The following is a 16332-nucleotide window of genomic DNA, read 5'->3' as shown; positions in this document are numbered from 1 at the left end:
CCCCGGCTCACGTCGTCGGCACGGCCGCCTTGAACCCGGCCGCCGCGGCGAGTCGCTCGAGTTCACCGGCGCGACCGGCCGGCAGGAGCACGAGCGGGTAGCAGTCGGATTCGATGTCCAGGACGGCGAGCGCGGCCAGCCGGTCCCCCGCCGCCGCCAGGAACTCGTAGGTGGGCAGGTCCGACTCGGCGAGCCCCGCCCAGACCTCGTCCGGAGACGCGGACCGCAGCGCCTGCAGCCGGCCGACGATCTCGTCCGCCGCTTCCTTCCAGTCCACCTCGGCCAGCAGGTCGTGGTCGGCGAGCGCGTCCACCAGCGCGATCCAGGCCAGCTCGGGAATCGGCTCGTCGATGCCGCGCTCGTCGAGCTGATCCGCGTGCGTGACCAGGTAGGCGCCGGGGTCGTCGTGCGCGGCCGCGGCCGGCCCGGCGACCTCCGGCATGTCCGGGGCCAGCAGCGCGGCTACCGCGACCAGCGCGTCACGAGCCGCCGTCAAGGCACCAGATACCGGGTCAGCAGGCTCGCGCCGTCGGTCAGCACCGTGGCCAGCTCCAGCTCGAGCGGGTCGAACGCGCCGCCCACCGCGGCGCGGTCCGCCGTCCCGGCCACGAGGAACGGCGCGACGGTCAGCCGGAACTCGTCGACCAGGCCCGCCTCGGCCAGCGACGCGAACAGCTTCGGCCCGCCTTCGCAGTCGATCCGCCGGAGGCCGCGCTCGGTGAGAGCGGCCACGGCGACGTCGAGCGCCACCGCGTCCTCGCCCGCGACGACCACCTCGGCACCCGCCGCCTTCCAGGCGTCGCGCAGGTCCACCGGCGCCCGCTCGCAGGTGAGCACGATCGTCGGCACCGCGGCCATGGTGAGCACCGGCGCGTCCGGCGGCAGGCTGCGGCCCGTCGTCACGACGGCGATCGGCGGGATCGGCTCGAGGCCGTTGCGGCGGCGGCGCTCGGCCGTCGCGGCGTCCGGGTGGACGCCGTCGAACTCCTCGATCACCGCGGTTCCCGCCCCGAGCAGGACGACGTCGGCCAGGTCGCTGCCCAGCTTGAAGACGACCCGGTCGGGGGCGGTGGACAGCGGCCGGGACCGGCCGCCCACCGTGATCGCGCCGTCGGTGCTCGCCACGAAATTGACGACCAGCCACTTCGCGGCGTCGGGGAAGCGGTAGAGGGCTTCGAGGTCGTCCGGTCCGATCTCCCGGGTGCGTTCCGGCGGCCAGATCTGCCGGATCACAGCCACCGCACGGCGTTCTTCGGCGGACGGGTGCCGACGATGCTCGCGATCATCTCGGTGACGTGCCGCGTCTCGCGGACCTGGTGCGCCCGGAACATCGCGGCGCCCTGCGCGGCCGCGTGCGCGGTGGCGGCGAGGGTGCCGGTGACCCGGTCACCCATCGGGACGTCGAGCGTCTCGCCGACCACGCCCTTGTTGGACAGCGCCATCAGCACCGGCCAGCCGGTGGCGACCAGCTTGTCGACGTTGCGCAGGATCTCCAGGGACTGGTAGGTGTTCTTCGAGAAGTCGATGCAGGGGTCGATCATCACCCCTTCGCGGGGCACGCCCTTCGCGACCGCCCGCTCGGCGAGCTCGGTGGTGTCCTTGACGACCGCTGCGACCACGTCGTCGTACTGCGGTTTCACCGGGTCGGTCCGCGGGTCGAGACCGTCGACGTGCGCGCAGATGTACCCCGCGCCGTGCTCCGCGGCGACGTCGAGGATCTCCGGCTCGTAGGCGGCCCAGTTGTCGTTGATCAGGTCCGCGCCGGCCCGGCACACCGCGTCGGCGACCTCGGCGCGGTAGGTGTCGACACTGATCACGACGTCCGGGAAGTGCTCGTGGGCCCACGCGACGGTCGGCACCACGCGGGCGATCTCCTCCGCGACCGTGACCTCGGGCCCCGGGCTGGCCGGCACGCCGCCGATGTCGATCACCGCCGCGCCGTCCTCGATCGCCTGGCCGATGGCCGCCTGCGCGCGCTCCTCCAGGTACGTCACCCCGTTGTCGTAGAACGAGTCCGGGGTGCGGTTGACGATCGCCATCACCAGCGCGTGGTCGCTGGACAGGCGTTTGCCCCGGAAGACGAGTTCGTGGATCGGCAAGCGGCACCCCCGGTCGGAAAGCGGATCTGTCCACTCCGAGCATAGTGAGCGCGGGCCGCGGGGGTGGCGCGACCGGTTTCGCGACTTTCGGGGGTATGGCAGGTTTGTCCCGGAGCGACACACTGTGCGTGCCGGTCCGGTGACCGAGTGCCCCGGGCCGGAACTCCATCCGTCCGGCCGTGAGGAGATCCCCCGATGGTGTCAAGGTCCCTGTCCCGGCTCGCCCTGGCGGCGACCGGGGTCGTGCTGTCCGCGCTCCTCGGCGGCACCGCGGCCGCGCAGCCCGCCGCCGACACCCCCGTGTTCTGGCGCGTCCCGGCGACCCCCGCCCAGGCGCACGCCCTCGAGAACGCCGGGTTCGACGTCGAGGAAGGGGACGCCGGAGCCGCCTACGTCGTCGGCGGCCAGGCCGTCGCGAACCGGCTGCGGGCGCTGGGCTACCGGCCTTCGTTCTTCGACACCGTCTACAAGGAGCTCCCTGCGCAGGCGAACTCCCTGGCGGCCGACACGTTCTACGGCGGGTACCGCACCGTCACCGCGCACGAGAACCACCTCGCCGCCGTCGCCGCCGCGCACCCGGACCTGGCCACGAAGTACACGATCGGCCAGTCGTGGAAGAAGACCAAGGGCCAGGGCGGCCACGACATCCAGGCCATCTGCCTCACCAAGAAGCAGTCCGGCGACTGCACGCTCTCGACGACGTCGCCGAAGCCGAAGTTCTTCATCATGGCCCAGATCCACGCGCGCGAGCTGTCGACCGGCGAACTGGCCTGGCGCTGGATCGACTACCTCGCCGACGGTTACGCCTCCGACGCCACCGCGAAGTCCATCTTGGACACCACCGAGGTGTGGGTGGTGCCGATCTCCAACCCGGACGGCGTCGACATCGTCGCCTCGGGCGGCAACTCGCCGAAGCTGCAGCGCAAGAACGCGAACAACACCCGCGGCGGCTGCACCGGCACGAACATCGGCATCGACCTCAACCGGAACTCGACGTTCAAGTGGGGTGCCGACTCCAATTCGGCCTGCTCCGAGACCTACCAGGGCGTGAGCGCCGGCTCCGAACCCGAGACGCAGGCGCTGGAGAAGCTGGCGCGGTCGATCTTCCCGGACCAGCGCGGCACCGGCAACAACGACCCGGCGCCCACGACGGCGAAGGGCACGATGATCACGTTGCACAGCTACGGCAACGACATCATCATCCCGTGGGGCTTCACGCAGGCCACCTCGCCGAACGACGCGCAGTACCGCAGGCTCGGCGCGAAGTACTCGGCGTCGAACGGCTACCTCGTCGGCACCAACGAGGAGACCGTCGGCTACGACACGAGCGGCACCACCGACGACTTCACCTACGGCGAACTCGGCGTCGCCAGCGTGACGTTCGAGGTCGGCGGCTCGAGCGGCACCTGCGGCGGCTTCCTGCCCCGCTACACCTGCGTCGACAGCACGTTCTGGCCGAAGAACAAGGGCGCGTTCGTCACCGCCGCCAAGGCCGCGGCGGCGCCGTACCAGCAGTGACTCACGGCCGGCAGGCGTAGATGCAGTTCTGCGGACGCGGGGAAGCGAGCACGTCGACGTGCCCGAACCCCGCGTCCGCGAGCATCTCCCTCGCCGTTTCGGTACCCCACATCGCGCCCAGCGCGGCGCCGCCCTCGGCCAGCGACGTCGTCGTGCAGTACATCAGGCTGATCGAGTAGCAGAGCGCGGCCAGCGGGTTGCCGACGTTCTTCGCGACGTCGCTGGAGAAGTTGGTGTCCACCATGAAGAACAGGCCGTCCGGCTTCAGCGCGCCCCGGATCCGGCGCAGCACGACGTCCGGACGGTCCTGGTCGTGGATGGCGTCGAAGGCGGTGATGACGTCGAATTCACCGGCCAGCTCCGCGGCGTCCCCGACGGCGAACTCGGCGTTCGCCAGCCCGGCCGCGGTCTCCCGCGCCTGCTCGACGACGTCGGCGTTGATGTCGAGGCCGGTGAACCGCGACGCGGGGAACGCACGGGCGGCGACGGCGACGGCGTTCCCGGTGCCGCAGCCCAGGTCGAGCACGCGCGCCCCGGCGGTCAGTTTCCGGTTCAGACCCGGGACCGCCCCGAAGAAGCCGTCGACGAGGTGCTCGCGGTAGACGTGCTTCCAGCTGTCGCCGGTCTTCGCGCCGAGGGTTTCGAGGTAGGGACCGTACGCCGACCGCGGGACGCCGCCGCCGTCGGCGAAGCTGCGTTCGAGGTCGGGCAAGATGCCGGTGAAGGCGCTCAGCGTCAGCAGCGACGGCATGAGGTTCGCCGACGTCTCGCCGAGCAGGAACTTCGCGTGCCCGGGCGGGAAGGTGTACTGCCCGGCCTCGAGGGTGAAGATGCCGCCGGTGACCATGGCACCGAGCCACTCCCGGACGTACCGTTCGTGCAACCCGGCGCGTTCGGCAAGCCCGGCACTGGTGGCAGGTCCCCGAGCGGCGGCTTCGAAGAGCCCGGTGCGGTGCCCGACGCCGATGAGCATGGTGAGCGCGCTGCCGGTCATGATCGCGGTGAGGTGCGCCGCGAAGTCCCTTTCCTCCATGCGGCGGTAGTCTAGCGGCCGGGCGGACCGTCCGATGTGGACGATCCGCCCGGTGGTGCGATAACGCGCTGGCCGGCCGGCCGTATACAGCACCGGCCGGCCGGTGCGGCCGGTCGAACGCCCGGTCACCGACCCGGCTTGGACCCCCGGCGCGGTAACGCGCCCCCCGACCGACCACGCCGACGGCCCCCACACCGGCAACCCGACCCCAATGTGGCGTTCGGTGCGTCAGACGCACCGAACGCCACATTGGGTGCGTCAGACGCAACCAACGCCACATTGGGGCGCTGGGAACCCGGGTCAGGCGGGGTCGGCGAGGATGCCGTTCACGTACGAACCCGGGTGGGTCGCCGGACGAACGCCCACTCGCCAAACCGGCTTGGACCGCCCGGCGCGGCGCGGCAACGCACTGCCCCACCAGCCGAACGCCCGCTCAGCGACCCGGCTCAGGCCACCCGGCGCGGATCAAGCGGCGACCGGAGCGGCCTGCCGGGCGAACCGGCGGAGCACCCCGTGGCCCGGAGCGGATCAGTCCTCGTCTTCGAGGCCGGCGTCGGCGAGCACCGCGTAGACGCGGCGGCGCGCGTCGGCGAGGATTTTCTTCACCTCGGCCACCTGGGCTTCGGTACCGCTGTAGCCGACCTGGGCGGCCGCGCCGGACAGCTCGCCGAGCGCGTGCCACAGCGCCGCGAAGCGGTCGGCGCCGGGCTCGTCCTCGGGCGTGCCGTCGTCCCAGAGTGCGGCGAACTCGGCTTCCCGCCCGGCCACGTGCTCCCGGCCGGCCTCGGTGAGCTCGGCGACCCGGCGGCCGCCGGTCTCGGCCGTGTGGACCAGGCCCTCGTCCTCCAGCTGCTGCAGGATCGGGTAGACGGAGCCGGGGCTGGGCCGCCACCGCTCGTTCGTGCGGCGACGGATCTCCTGCATCAGCTGGTAGCCGTGCATCGGCTCTTCGGCCAGCAGCGCCAGCACCGCCGGCCGCACCGGCCGCGCCTGCGCCCGGCCGCGGAACTCCCGCACCCGCTGGAACGGCCCGGCCCCGCCACCCCAGCCACCAGGCCCCCCGAACGAGCCGGGGCCGCCAGGAAAGCCCGGGGCACCGGGGAAGCCGGGAAAACCGGGCCCACCCGGCGGACCGGGCGGCTGCGGCGGGTGCGGAGGATGGGGCGGGAACCCACCGCGCGCCAGCTCGGGGCCGGCGTCCCAGTCCTCGTGGCCGGCAATGCCGTGGTCGTGGCCGGGGTGCTCGCCTGGCTCGTGACCTGGCGAGTCGTGACCCCAGTGGTCGGCGGGTCCGCCGGGGAAACCCTGGTCATGGCCCAGGTGTCCGGCGAGTCCGCCCGGAAAACCGTGGCCGGGGTGACCGAAACCGCCGTGGGGTGGCCCGAAGTGCCCCGGCAGGCCGATCCCTGGACGGCCCGGTCCTCGGTGGGGTGGCCCGAAGTGGCCCGGATCGCCCGGCTCTCCCCCTTCGTCGGGACGCCCGTGCCCCGGATGGCCACGCCCACCCGGCCCCTCCCCCTGGCCCGAGCGGCCGGGCCCCGGGTGACCGAAGCCGCCGTGGGCGTGGTGGCCGGCCAACCCGGGCCCGTGCCCGCCGAACCCGCCGCCGCCCCCGAAACCGCCGAGCATGCGTCCCGCTCCCGCACTCATCTCCATGACTGTCTCCTCCACTCGCCGTATCGCCGACACTACGACGATATATCGGCGTGCGATCGACGGCAACCCGCCCGCCCCTCCCCTACGCTGTCGGCAAAACGAGGAGGGGATCATGGACGCAGCCGAATACGTGCTCCACAGCCCGCTGTTCTACGACAACTACAGCACTCCGCAGGTGACCCCGGCGACCGTGGCGAGCATCCTGCCGGAGCTGCGGGAGAACTGCCGCCGGATCGCCGTGCTGGAAGCGAAGATCGACTACGTCGCCGGCGCCCTCGCGCGGATCGAAGCCAAGCTCGACGGCCGGCCGGACCTCACGCCGCCCCGGACTTGACCGCCAGGGTCAGCAGCTCCGCCGCCGGGCCCGACAGCCGGCGCCCCGCCGGCCACACCGCTCGCAGCACCCGGCCGAGCTCGACCCCGGCCACCGCGACCGGCACCAGCCGGCGGCCCGCCACCTCGCGCACCACGTCCAGCTCGCTGATCACCGCCGGCCCGGCGCCGGCGATCACCGCGTTGCGCACCGCCGACGCCGATCCCAGCTCCAGCAACGGCCGCACGGGCCCCGCCCCGGCCCGGCGCAACGCCGCATCGACCGTCTCGCGCGTCCCCGAACCCGGCTCCCGCACCACCAACGGCGTCGCCGCCAGCTCGGCCGCCGTCAGCGGACGGCGACGGCGCGCCCACGGGTGCCCGGCCGGGACCACCACGACCAGCCGGTCCGTCGCGACCCGCCGCGTGGACAGGCCCGGCCACGGCCCCGGCGACTCGACGAACCCGAGGTCCACCCGGCCGCCGGTGACCAGGCCGGCCACGTGTTCCGAGTTCACCACCTCGAGCCCGACGTAGGTGTCCGGCTCGATCCGCTTCACCTCGCCGATCCACGCGGGCACGAAGTGCTCGGCCAGCGTCATGCTCGCCGCGACCCGCAGCTTCGCGCCGCGCTGGGTCCGCAGCGCCTCCGCCCCCGTGCGCAGTCCGTCCACTTCGGCCAGCACGCGGTGCGCCCAGCCCGCGATCACCCGGCCGTCCGGGGTCAGCGCCGAACCCCGCCGGGTCCGGTCCACCAGGGACAGTCCCAACTGTCTTTCCAAAGTGGACAGCCGCTTGCTCGCCGACGGCTGGGCGATGCCGAGCGCCCCGGCCGCCTGCCCGATGCTGCCGAGGTCGTCGACGAGCACCAGCAGACGCAGCGAGTCCAGATCCGGTCCGGTCATAGCCCCAGTCTATGACCTCCCCGCGAAGCGACGGCTACCCGAACTCCCCGGCGAGAGGGACGCTGGCGGCATGGCACTGACGGCGGCAAGGACATCCGGCCTGGCGATCACCGCGCTCGGCGTCGCCGCGGCGTACACGTTGAGCTCGGTCTGGCCGGTGGCGGGTGCGCTGACCGTCGCCGTGGTGCTGGGCATCGTCGCCGGCAGTACCCCGATACTCACCGACGAGCACCGCAAGGCCGTCGCCCGAATCACGAAACGCCTGCTGCGCGCGGGTGTCGTCCTGCTCGGCCTGCAGCTCGCCATCCCGGCCGTGCTCGCGCTCGGCCCCGGCACGCTCGCCGCGGTGGTGCTGACGGTCACCGTCACGTTCCTCGGCACGCTCGGCCTCGGCAAGCTCGTCCGGGTCCCGCGCGGCCTCGCCCTGCTGGTCGCCACCGGCTTCTCCATCTGCGGCGCCTCGGCGATCGCGGCGATGGAGGGCGTGGTCGAACGCGACGACGAAGACGTCGCGACCGCCGTCGCGCTCGTCACCTGCTACGGGAGCCTCGCCCTCGGTGTGCTCCCCCTGCTCGCCCGCGCCCTCGGCCTGGACGCGACCAGGGCCGGCAGCTGGGCCGGGATCTCGGTGCACGAGGTCGCGCAGGTCGTCGCGGCCGCCGGGCCGGTGGGCGCCGCCGCGGTCGCGGTGGCCATCGTGGTCAAGCTGAGCCGGGTCGTCCTGCTGGCGCCGGTGGTCGCGATCGTCGGCGCCACCGAGCGCACCCGCCGCGGCGGGCACACTCCCCTGGTCCCGCTGTTCGTCCTCGGGTTCCTCGCGATGGTCGTGGTCCGCAGCACCGGGCTCGTCCCGGCGTTCGCGCTCGACGTCACGAAGACGGCGTCGACGCTCCTGCTCGCCGGCGCGCTCTTCGGCCTCGGCTGCGCCGTCCGGCTCGGGCCGCTCCTGCGCGGCGGCGGCCGGGCGCTGCTGCTGGGTCTCCTGTCGACGCTTCTCGTGCTGGGGACCGGGTTCGGCACGCTGGCCGCGTTCACCTGACGTTCTCCTACCGGCAACGTGTACGTCGTTATACGCCGGGTTGTACGGGTCTTGTACGGGCCGAGTCGACGCTACCGCCGAGACGTAGGACGTAGAACGAATCCGTAGGAGAACCCGTGAAGATCACCCGGATCGCCCGAGGCCTGCTGGCCGGGCTGCTGGGGTGCGCCGCCGTCGCCGTCCCGGCCGCCATCGGCACCGGCACCGCGCAGGCCGATGTCGCCAGCACCCTGGTGTTCAGCAAGAACACCGAGGGTCACGACTGCTACCGCATCCCCACCGTCGTCAAGGCCAACGACGGCGCGCTGCTCGCCTTCGCCGAAGGCCGCAACGGCGGTGCGAGCTTCTGCAACGATCTCGGCGCCATCGACCTCGTCATGAAGCGCTCCACCGACGGCGGCAAGACGTGGAGCGCGCTGCAAACCGTCATCAAGGCGAACGGCGACACGAAGGGGAACCCGGCGCCGATCGTCATCCCGGGCAGCGACCGGGTCGTGCTGCTCTCGACCATGCAGTGCTACACCAACCCCGACTGCGGCCGGGTTCCGCGCGTGTCGATCAGCGAGGACAACGGGAAGACGTGGGGCGCGCCGAAGGTGCTGACCACGGAGCTCGGGTTCCCGTCCGCGCCGAGCTGGCTGGCCACCGGGCCGTCGCACGGCATCGTGCTCACCCGCGGCGTCCACAAGGGGCGGCTCGTCGCCGGCATGAGCTACTCGAACGTCGGCGCGCTGGTCTACAGCGACGACAACGGCACCACGTGGCACCTGGGCGCCACCGACAAGCCGGCCGTGAGCACGATGAACCCGCAGGAGATCAGCGTCACCGAGCTCACCGACGGCCGGGTCTACGCCGCCGCGCGCAACCAGGCGAACGACGGCGACAAGTGCCTGCTGGACGGCACGCACAACCGGGCCTTCGCGATCAGCTCGGACGGCGGCGCCACCTTCAGCTCGAAGTTCGCCTTCGCCACCGATCTCGTCGCCCCGACCGTGGAGGGTTCGACGGCCCGGATGAGCGCCACCGACATCGGCGGCAAGTACAACCGGATCCTGTTCGCGGCACCGTCCACTTGCGACCGTCGCAAGGAGCTGCGGGTGCACTCCTCGTTCGACGAAGGCGCCAACTGGACCGGCACCGCGGGCAGCCTGCTCGTCTGGGGCCAGGACGCCGCGTACTCCGACATGGTGCAGCTGTCGCAGTCCTCGGCCGGTGTGCTGTTCGAGGCGGGCCCGGAGTTCCACGCCAACGACACGATCCGCTACGCCACGGTCACCGAAACGGCTCTCGGTGCCCCGGCCTGCGGTGGCGGCTACCGCGTGCTCGACTCGAAGCCGCTCGGCACGGCGGGCACGGTCTACCTGACCTACAACGCGGCCAACGGCCAGAACTGCGTCAGCACGATGAAGAGCGCGGCCACCGGCACACCCACGGCGACCTCGGCCTTCCTGGAGGTCCAGGGTTCGACGCGGCAGACCGACTCCGGCTCGTTCTCCTGGTTCGCCGGCCCGGTCAAAGCGGTCGCGGCGGACAAGTGCGTGAAGTGGGGCGGCGCCACCGGCGGCGCGTCCTTCGCCAGCGAGTTCGAGCACTGCGGCTGACCGGCGAGGGTGGGCCCCGCCCCCGGCCGGGTCCCACCCTCCGCGCAAGCCGCCCGTCGAAGTGGGCCACCGGGTCCGGCTGACGATCTTCGCCTGCGAAGCGGGACTCGTCACACCGTGGCCCCGGCTGTTGCGTCCAGGGCCTCTGGAGCGATGTAACGGGTATGGTCTGGCCCGAAGACGACGCACGGCACCGCGAAGTGATCGCGGCCCTGCACGCGTGGGCCCGCGAAGTCGACGCCGTGCCCTACCCGCCCGGCCTGGACATCGACGCGCTGATGGCCCGCCACTACGAGAGCCTCCGCGAAGAGGCCGTGACGGCGCTGGTCGTCACGACGACCGCCGAGGTCAGCGTCCTGGCCGTCCGCGGCGAGATCGATCTGGCCGGGAGCGTCCGGTTGCGGTCCCGGCTCGCCGACGAGGTCCGCCTGGCCCCGCGGGCCCTGGTCCTCGACCTGACCGGCACCGCCCACTGTTCCGCCCGCGGGCTGGCGGTGCTCCTGGAAGCGGCCGAGGAGGCGCGCGCCGCGGGCGTCCCGTTCGCGATCGCGGGGTGCGCGCCGGTGGTCCGCCGGGCGATCGACGCGCTGGGCTTGGGCGAAGCGCTGGAGCTCCACGCCACGACGGCCGAGGCGGTCGAGTGGCTCGAACTCGTCGAACGGCTGGAGACGCTGCACTGACTTCGCGCCGACCGAAGTGATCCGGTTCGCGGTCCCGCCGCCCGGTGGGCTACTTCGGCCCGGCCGGCGCCGTCGCCACCGCCGACTCGCCGAACCGGATCCCTTTGGCCTCCTTGCCGAGCGCGGTGAGCACCGCGACCGCGATCAAACCGGGCATGACCGTCCACAAGAGAGCGGACGAGTACCCGTGGGACTCCGCGATCGCCTGCTGGATCGGCAGGTTCAGCGCCGCCAGCAGGTTGCCCAGCTGATAGGTCACGCCCGGGTAGAAGCCGCGGATCGCGTCCGGGGACATCTCCGTGAGGTGCGCCGGGATCACGCCCCACGCGCCCTGCACCATGATCTGCATCAGGAACGAGCCCAGCGCCAGCATGCCCGCGCCGTGGTCGAACGCGAAGATCGGGATCACCGGCAGGCCGAGCACCGCGGCCGTCACGATGGTCCGGCGGCGGCCGAGGCGTTCCGACAGCGTGCCGAACACACACCCGCCGATGATCGCGCCGACGTTGTACAGTACCGCGATCCACGTGCTCGTCGCCGCGCTGAGGCCGGCGCCGCCGTTGTCGTGGGCCTTGAGGAAGCTCGGGTAGACGTCCTGGGTGCCGTGGCTCATCCAGTTGAACGCCGTCATCAGCAGGATCAGGTAGAAGAAGCGGCGGATCACCTTCGGGTTCAGCAGGATGTCCTTGACCGACGTCCGCGTCACGCGCAGCTTCTCCCGGGTGGTCTCCCAGACCTCCGACTCGCGCACCCGCGCGCGGATCAGCAGGGTGATCAGCGCCGGGAAGATGCTCAGCACGAAGATCCAGCGCCACTCGAGGCCGAGCGCCGAGTGGAGCAGCAGGTACGCGAGCGCGGCGAGCAGGTACCCGATCGAATAGCCGACCTGCAGCAGGCCGGAGAAGAACCCGCGCCGCGCGACCGGGATCTTCTCCATCGCCAGCGCCGCGCCGAGGCCCCATTCGCCGCCCATCCCGACGCCGTAGACGAACCGCAGGATCAGCAGCACGGTGAAGTTCGGCGCGAACGCGCACAGCAGACCGGCCACCGAGTACAGCAGGACGTCGGCGATCAGCGGGATCCGCCGGCCGGCCCGGTCGGCCCACAGGCCGAACAGCAGGGCGCCGACCGGGCGCATCACCAGGGTCGCCGTGGTGATGAACGCCAGCTGCGTCGCCGTCGCGCCGAAGGACTTGTCCTTCGCGATGTCCGCGAGGACGAACACGACGAGGAAGTAGTCGAACGAGTCCATGCTCCAGCCGAGCAGCGCCGCGAGGAACGCGTTGCGCTGATCGGATGTAAGCGCTTTCTTTCCGGCTTCGGGCCCCGCCTGCCGATCCGTCACGTTTGCCCCGTCCCGTCGGTTTCCCACCGGAAGACCTCAGGGCTGGTCTAGCACTCACCGACCCGCGCGGGCAAGGGTTCAGAGCGGGACGCGGGTGCGGACGCGGCGGCCGACGTCGCGGGCCCACGCCTTGATCCGGTCCCAGTCGCGGAAGTCGCCCGCGCGCTGCCCCGACGCCATCAGCCGCGGGATCAGGCCGCGCACGCATGCCGGGTCGAGCCGGCCGCCGAAGGTGGCGGTGCGCTCCGCGTCGATGCGCGCGGCGAGCAGCGCCACGTTCGCCGGCAAGCTGACCTGCTGGGAGGCCGCGCCCGGGCCGCACGGTCCGCTGTGGAACAGCCACACCGGACGCTCCGCGAGCACCGCGGCGTGGCGTTCCAGCAACCGGACGGCCTCGGGCCGCCACCGGTGGTAGTACAGGGCGCTGCCGACGACGACCGCGGCGTAGTCGCCGACCGCGGCGACGTCGGCGGCGTCGCGCACGTCCACGCTCAGGCCGGCCTCGCCGAGCTCGGCCGCGATGACCTCGGCGATCTGCCGGGTTCCGCCGTGGCGCCCGGCGTAGGCGACGAGGACTGCGGTCATGCGTCCCATTGTCGGCCTTGCCGCGCGGTACTGCGCCGCGGGCCGGGCACGATCCGCCATACGGGCGCTCCCCCGTTGCTCTCCGTGGTTCCCGGCCCGGCCGGCTGCCTCAGTCCGGTGAGAGGAACGCCGGTCGCAGCCCGGGATCCGGCGGGTCGTAGTACCGGTGGAAGACCGGGGTCTGCCCACCGGACAGCGGGGGGACGATCCAGCTCCAGTCGGCCGGGCACCGGCGGCCGGACCGCTCCTCGCGGTCGAGGTGGGTCAGGAACCGCCGCGACTCGGTGTGGTGGTCGGCCATCGTCACGCCGGCCGCGTCGAAGGAGTGCTGCACCGCGAGGGTCAGCTCGACCAGCGCCCGGTCGCGCCACAGCGTGCGTTCGCTCGCGGTGTCCAGGCCCATCAGCTCGGCGACGACCGGCAGCAGGTCGTAGCGCTGCTCGTCGGCGAGGTTGCGGGCACCGATCTCGGAGCCGACGTACCAGCCGTTGAAAGGCGCGGCCGGGTAGGTGATGCCGCCGATCTCCAGGAGCATGTTGCTGATCGCCGGGACGGCGTGCCAGCGCAGCCCGAGCCCGGCGAACCAGCGGTGGTCGGGGTGGGTCAGCGGGACTTCCAGGACGGCGTCCGCGGGCAGCGTGAACAGCTGCGGATCACCCGGGAGCGCCTCGATCAGCAGCGGGAGGACGTCGAAGGAGCCTCTTCGCTCCGGTGGCCGCCACCCGAGTCTTCGCACCTGCTCGGTGAACTCGGCGTAGCGCGGGTCGCCGAGCACCGAACCGTCCTCGAAGCGGTACCCGGCGTACCGGATCAGCTGCTCGTTGTGGATGCGCGGCCCGGGCTCCGCGGGTGTGTCCGGGGCGAACACCGTGATCGTCGGCCGGATCCGGCCACCGCGGGTGGCCTGGCGCAGGTGGGCGACGCACTCGCCGGCGATCGCGGCCGGGTCGGTGACCCGGCGCCGGTCGCGGATCCGGAGGCTGTGCCAGTACAACCGGCCGATGCAGCGGGCGGAGTTGCGCCACGCGACGCGCGCGCCGTAGGCCAGCTCGGCGGCGGTGTGCCGGTAGGTGCCCGTTTCGGCGATTTCCGCGCGGACTTCCGCCAGCCGTGTCTCGAATCGGTCGCCCTCTTCGGCGGCGCCTTCGGCGAACATCCGGTCCAGGAATTCTTCGGCTTCCGCGGAATTGACGCTCTGCTCCGCCGAGACGCGCTGGTAGATCGGCGACGCGGACGTCACCCGCTCGGGTGTAACCGTCACGACGTCACCCCACTCTCCGAAATCGTGCTCTGCATCCCGACGGAAAGGTTCACCGTTCCTCCGATGGTCGCCGACAACGGGCCTGGCCGGAAGTCGCTGCCACAGCAGCTCCTCCGGCCAGGCCGGGGAGAGTACCCGACGTTCTCGCGGAGGCAATCCGCCGGACGGGAACGACGCCGCACCCGATCTCCCATTCCGCTCCCGCCAGCGAAAACACCGAAAAATAACTGCTACCAAGCGTTATCCGGACATGTCGCAGCGCATTCTTCGTCAATCGATCACAGTGGACGGTGAACCTGCCGTGATCCTTTCTCGCCGGACCGCATTCGTCTTTTCGAGGGTATTCGGCCAACGGCCTACTCCGGCGGCGGTCCCCCGTGTATCAGCACGCCCGCGCGCGTCGTAGAGTCGTTTCGTGCGCAAGATCCCCGTGGTCCTCGTCGCCGGGTTCCTCGGCGCGGGCAAGACGACGCTGCTCAACCACCTGCTCGCCAACCGCGAGGGCGCCCGGGTCGGCGTCGTGGTCAACGACTTCGGCAGCGTCAACGTCGACGCGCTGGCCGTCGCCGGCCAGGTCGACACGATGGTTTCGCTCGGCAACGGCTGTCTCTGCTGCGCGGTCGACGCGAGCGGGCTCGATGCCATGCTGGGGCGGCTTTCCTCGGCCGAAGCGGGGATCGACGTCATCGTCGTCGAGGCCAGCGGCATCGCCGAACCGCGCGACCTGATCCGGCTGATGATCGCCAGTGAGAACCCGGACATCCGCTACGGCGGGCTCGCGGAGGTCGTGGACGCCGCCGAGTTCGAGGCCGCGCGCGAACGCCACCCGGAGCTGGCCGACCACCTGCGGCTCGCCGACCTGGTGGTGCTGAACAAGGCCGACCGGGTGTCCGCCGAGGCATTGGCCAAGGTCACCGCGACCGTCGAGGAACTGGCGCCGGGCGGCCCGCTGCTGGTCACCTCGCACGGGCGCGTCGACCCGAGGCTGTTCTTCGACCCGGAGCCCCGCGGCGAGCGCGTCGGCCAGCTGTCCTTCGACGATCTGCGCGAAGACGACCACTCGCGGCACCTGCACGCGCGGTACGAGACGGTGACGTTCACCGCGGATACCCCGCTGGCTCCGCGCGCGTTCGTCGACTTCCTCGAACGGCGGCCGGCCGGGCTCTACCGGATGAAGGGCCAGGCGGACTTCGCCGCCGACACGCGCTTCCACCTGCACACGGTCGGCGGGTTCGTGCAGCTCGAGCGGTCGGCGTGGCCGTCCGGCGCGCCCCGGCGCACGGAGCTGGTGCTGATCGGCGCGGGCCTCGACACCGGCGCGGTGCTGGCCGAGCTGGAGCGGTGCGTCGCGCCGGACCCGTCGGCGGTCGACGAGCGCGGGCTGCTGCACGTCCTGCGCTACCTGCCGGACGAGACCTGAGGGCCGCCCGCCACGCCGAAGATCGGCAAATGCACCCGGGTGCCGCCGGCCGCGACGGAGACTGGCGGCCATGACGACCACCGCGGTGAGCGCACCACGCTGGTACCTGGTCGGCGTGCTGCCCGAAGAAGTGCCGTTGGCGCACGTGATGACCCGCTCCGGCGACCTCCGCTACCGCCGCTCGGCGTGCGGCGCGAAGGAGTCCCGCAGCTGGAAGCCGGTGGACTTGACGACGTCGGAGGTGGCACCCTGCCCGGCGTGCGTGGCGACCCTGCCCGCGCCCCCGGCGGGAGTCCGGGTGACCCCGGCCGGCGACGACCGCGGCCAGCTGTCCCTCGAACTGGAACTCTGAGGTGCAGTGAATGACTCATTCCTGGCGTCCGGCGCCAGGAATGAGTCATTCACTGCGCTCCGGCTACCGCAGGACCTTCTCGTAGCAAACCGAATCGGGGTCGGCCTCGTGCGGCGGGAAGTTCGGCACCCGCCGGTACCCCGCCCGCTCGTAGAGCCGCATCGCCGCCGGCTGACGCACTCCCGTCTCCAACCGCAGCCGCACGCCCCCGCCGCCGCGGGCCAGCCGTTCGGACTCCGCCACCAGCGCCGTCGACACCCCCGTGCCGCGCGCGTCCGGGGCGACGAACATCCGTTTCAGCTCGTACACGCCCGGGCCGACCGGCTCGACCGCGCAGCAGCCGATCACGCGCTCGCCGTCGCGGGCCAGCAGGTACCGGCTCGCCGGGCCCAGCGGCCGCGGGCGCGCGTCCGGTGGCAGGTCGTAGGCCACGACCAGTTCGGCCGTCATCGCCGTCATCAGCGCCAGCAGGAACCCGTCGTCGGCCGGGCACTCGGTGACCGTAGACCCCTCAGCCACCCCAGCC

17 protein-coding genes are annotated in these 16332 nt (G+C 72.2%); 7 read left to right on the top strand and 10 right to left on the bottom strand.

What is annotated here, in order from left to right:
• Positions 1–7: 7 nt before the first annotated feature.
• Genes ACZ4TR_RS30175 through folP form a run of 3 tightly spaced genes read right to left on the bottom strand, consistent with a single transcriptional unit; the run spans position 8 to position 2093 of the window.
• Positions 8–496, bottom strand: a complete 489-nt coding sequence (locus tag ACZ4TR_RS30175) for a DUF6630 family protein (RefSeq protein ID WP_465290551.1) — start codon at positions 494–496, stop codon at positions 8–10.
• Positions 493–1233, bottom strand: a complete 741-nt coding sequence (locus tag ACZ4TR_RS30170) for a dihydrofolate reductase family protein (protein WP_465290729.1) — start codon at positions 1231–1233, stop codon at positions 493–495. Before ACZ4TR_RS30170 ends, ACZ4TR_RS30175 begins: the two co-directional genes overlap by 4 nt.
• On the bottom strand, positions 1230–2093 hold the full coding sequence (gene folP, locus ACZ4TR_RS30165) for a dihydropteroate synthase (RefSeq protein WP_465290727.1): 864 nt from the start codon (positions 2091–2093) through the stop codon (positions 1230–1232). Before folP ends, ACZ4TR_RS30170 begins: the two co-directional genes overlap by 4 nt.
• A 201-nt stretch (positions 2094–2294) precedes the next feature.
• On the opposite strand from folP, the gene ACZ4TR_RS30160 reads away from it, so the two are divergent.
• Positions 2295–3617 carry a M14 family zinc carboxypeptidase gene (locus ACZ4TR_RS30160; protein WP_465290550.1) on the top strand — a complete coding sequence of 441 codons (1323 nt, stop codon included), beginning with the start codon at positions 2295–2297 and terminating at the stop codon, positions 3615–3617.
• 1 nt (position 3618) lies between these two features.
• Here the strand turns inward: ACZ4TR_RS30160 and ACZ4TR_RS30155 are convergent, their stop codons facing one another.
• Together ACZ4TR_RS30155 and ACZ4TR_RS30150 are read right to left on the bottom strand one after the other, a co-directional pair.
• Complete coding sequence (locus ACZ4TR_RS30155; protein WP_465290548.1) at positions 3619–4650, bottom strand: class I SAM-dependent methyltransferase; 1032 nt, start codon at positions 4648–4650, stop codon at positions 3619–3621.
• 528 nt (positions 4651–5178) lie between these two features.
• The gene (locus tag ACZ4TR_RS30150; RefSeq protein WP_364519936.1) at positions 5179–5667 is read right to left on the bottom strand and encodes a PadR family transcriptional regulator; all 489 of its coding nucleotides are present in this window, start codon (positions 5665–5667) and stop codon (positions 5179–5181) included.
• A gap of 751 nt (positions 5668–6418) precedes the next feature.
• Between ACZ4TR_RS30150 and ACZ4TR_RS30145 the strand changes: the two genes are divergently transcribed.
• The gene (locus tag ACZ4TR_RS30145) at positions 6419–6640 is read left to right on the top strand and encodes a hypothetical protein (RefSeq protein ID WP_465290546.1); all 222 of its coding nucleotides are present in this window, start codon (positions 6419–6421) and stop codon (positions 6638–6640) included.
• Here ACZ4TR_RS30145 and ACZ4TR_RS30140 read toward each other — a convergent pair.
• On the bottom strand, positions 6621–7523 hold the full coding sequence (locus ACZ4TR_RS30140) for a LysR family transcriptional regulator (RefSeq protein ID WP_465290545.1): 903 nt from the start codon (positions 7521–7523) through the stop codon (positions 6621–6623). The genes ACZ4TR_RS30145 and ACZ4TR_RS30140 overlap by 20 nt on opposite strands.
• 70 nt (positions 7524–7593) lie before the next feature.
• Here ACZ4TR_RS30140 and ACZ4TR_RS30135 point away from each other — a divergent pair, with 70 nt between their 5' ends.
• The 3 genes from ACZ4TR_RS30135 to ACZ4TR_RS30125 all read left to right on the top strand — a co-directional run bounded on the left by ACZ4TR_RS30135 (position 7594) and on the right by ACZ4TR_RS30125 (position 10843).
• On the top strand, positions 7594–8562 hold the full coding sequence (locus ACZ4TR_RS30135; protein WP_465290543.1) for a YeiH family protein: 969 nt from the start codon (positions 7594–7596) through the stop codon (positions 8560–8562).
• A gap of 116 nt (positions 8563–8678) precedes the next feature.
• The gene (locus ACZ4TR_RS30130) at positions 8679–10163 is read left to right on the top strand and encodes a sialidase family protein (RefSeq protein WP_465290541.1); all 1485 of its coding nucleotides are present in this window, start codon (positions 8679–8681) and stop codon (positions 10161–10163) included.
• Between the two features lie 164 nt (positions 10164–10327).
• Positions 10328–10843, top strand: coding sequence for an STAS domain-containing protein (locus ACZ4TR_RS30125; RefSeq protein ID WP_465290540.1), 516 nt, complete (start codon positions 10328–10330; stop codon positions 10841–10843).
• A gap of 49 nt (positions 10844–10892) precedes the next feature.
• Here ACZ4TR_RS30125 and ACZ4TR_RS30120 read toward each other — a convergent pair whose 3' ends face one another.
• The 3 genes from ACZ4TR_RS30120 to ACZ4TR_RS30110 all read right to left on the bottom strand — a co-directional run bounded on the left by ACZ4TR_RS30120 (position 10893) and on the right by ACZ4TR_RS30110 (position 14034).
• Complete coding sequence (locus tag ACZ4TR_RS30120; protein WP_465290538.1) at positions 10893–12188, bottom strand: MFS transporter; 1296 nt, start codon at positions 12186–12188, stop codon at positions 10893–10895.
• Positions 12189–12266: 78 nt separating this feature from the next.
• The gene (locus tag ACZ4TR_RS30115; RefSeq protein WP_364519922.1) at positions 12267–12773 is read right to left on the bottom strand and encodes a flavodoxin domain-containing protein; all 507 of its coding nucleotides are present in this window, start codon (positions 12771–12773) and stop codon (positions 12267–12269) included.
• A 109-nt stretch (positions 12774–12882) separates the two neighbouring features.
• Positions 12883–14034, bottom strand: a complete 1152-nt coding sequence (locus ACZ4TR_RS30110) for a nitric oxide synthase oxygenase (RefSeq protein ID WP_465290536.1) — start codon at positions 14032–14034, stop codon at positions 12883–12885.
• A 415-nt stretch (positions 14035–14449) separates the two neighbouring features.
• Between ACZ4TR_RS30110 and ACZ4TR_RS30105 the strand changes: the two genes are divergently transcribed.
• Entirely contained in the window at positions 14450–15454 is a 1005-nt protein-coding gene (locus ACZ4TR_RS30105; protein WP_465290534.1) for a CobW family GTP-binding protein, read from the top strand.
• A 70-nt stretch (positions 15455–15524) separates the two neighbouring features.
• Positions 15525–15806 (top strand): hypothetical protein, encoded by a 282-nt coding sequence (locus tag ACZ4TR_RS30100; RefSeq protein ID WP_364519916.1) that lies wholly within the window; start codon positions 15525–15527, stop codon positions 15804–15806.
• A 63-nt stretch (positions 15807–15869) separates the two neighbouring features.
• Here ACZ4TR_RS30100 and ACZ4TR_RS30095 read toward each other — a convergent pair whose 3' ends face one another.
• Complete coding sequence (locus ACZ4TR_RS30095; RefSeq protein WP_465290533.1) at positions 15870–16325, bottom strand: GNAT family N-acetyltransferase; 456 nt, start codon at positions 16323–16325, stop codon at positions 15870–15872.
• Between the last annotated feature and the right edge of the window lie 7 nt (positions 16326–16332).

The sequence above is a fragment of the Amycolatopsis sp. NPDC028719 genome, assembly GCF_055565395.1.
The sequence above is the reverse complement of the archived record's forward strand: the minus strand, read 5'-3'. Positions and strand labels throughout refer to the sequence as shown.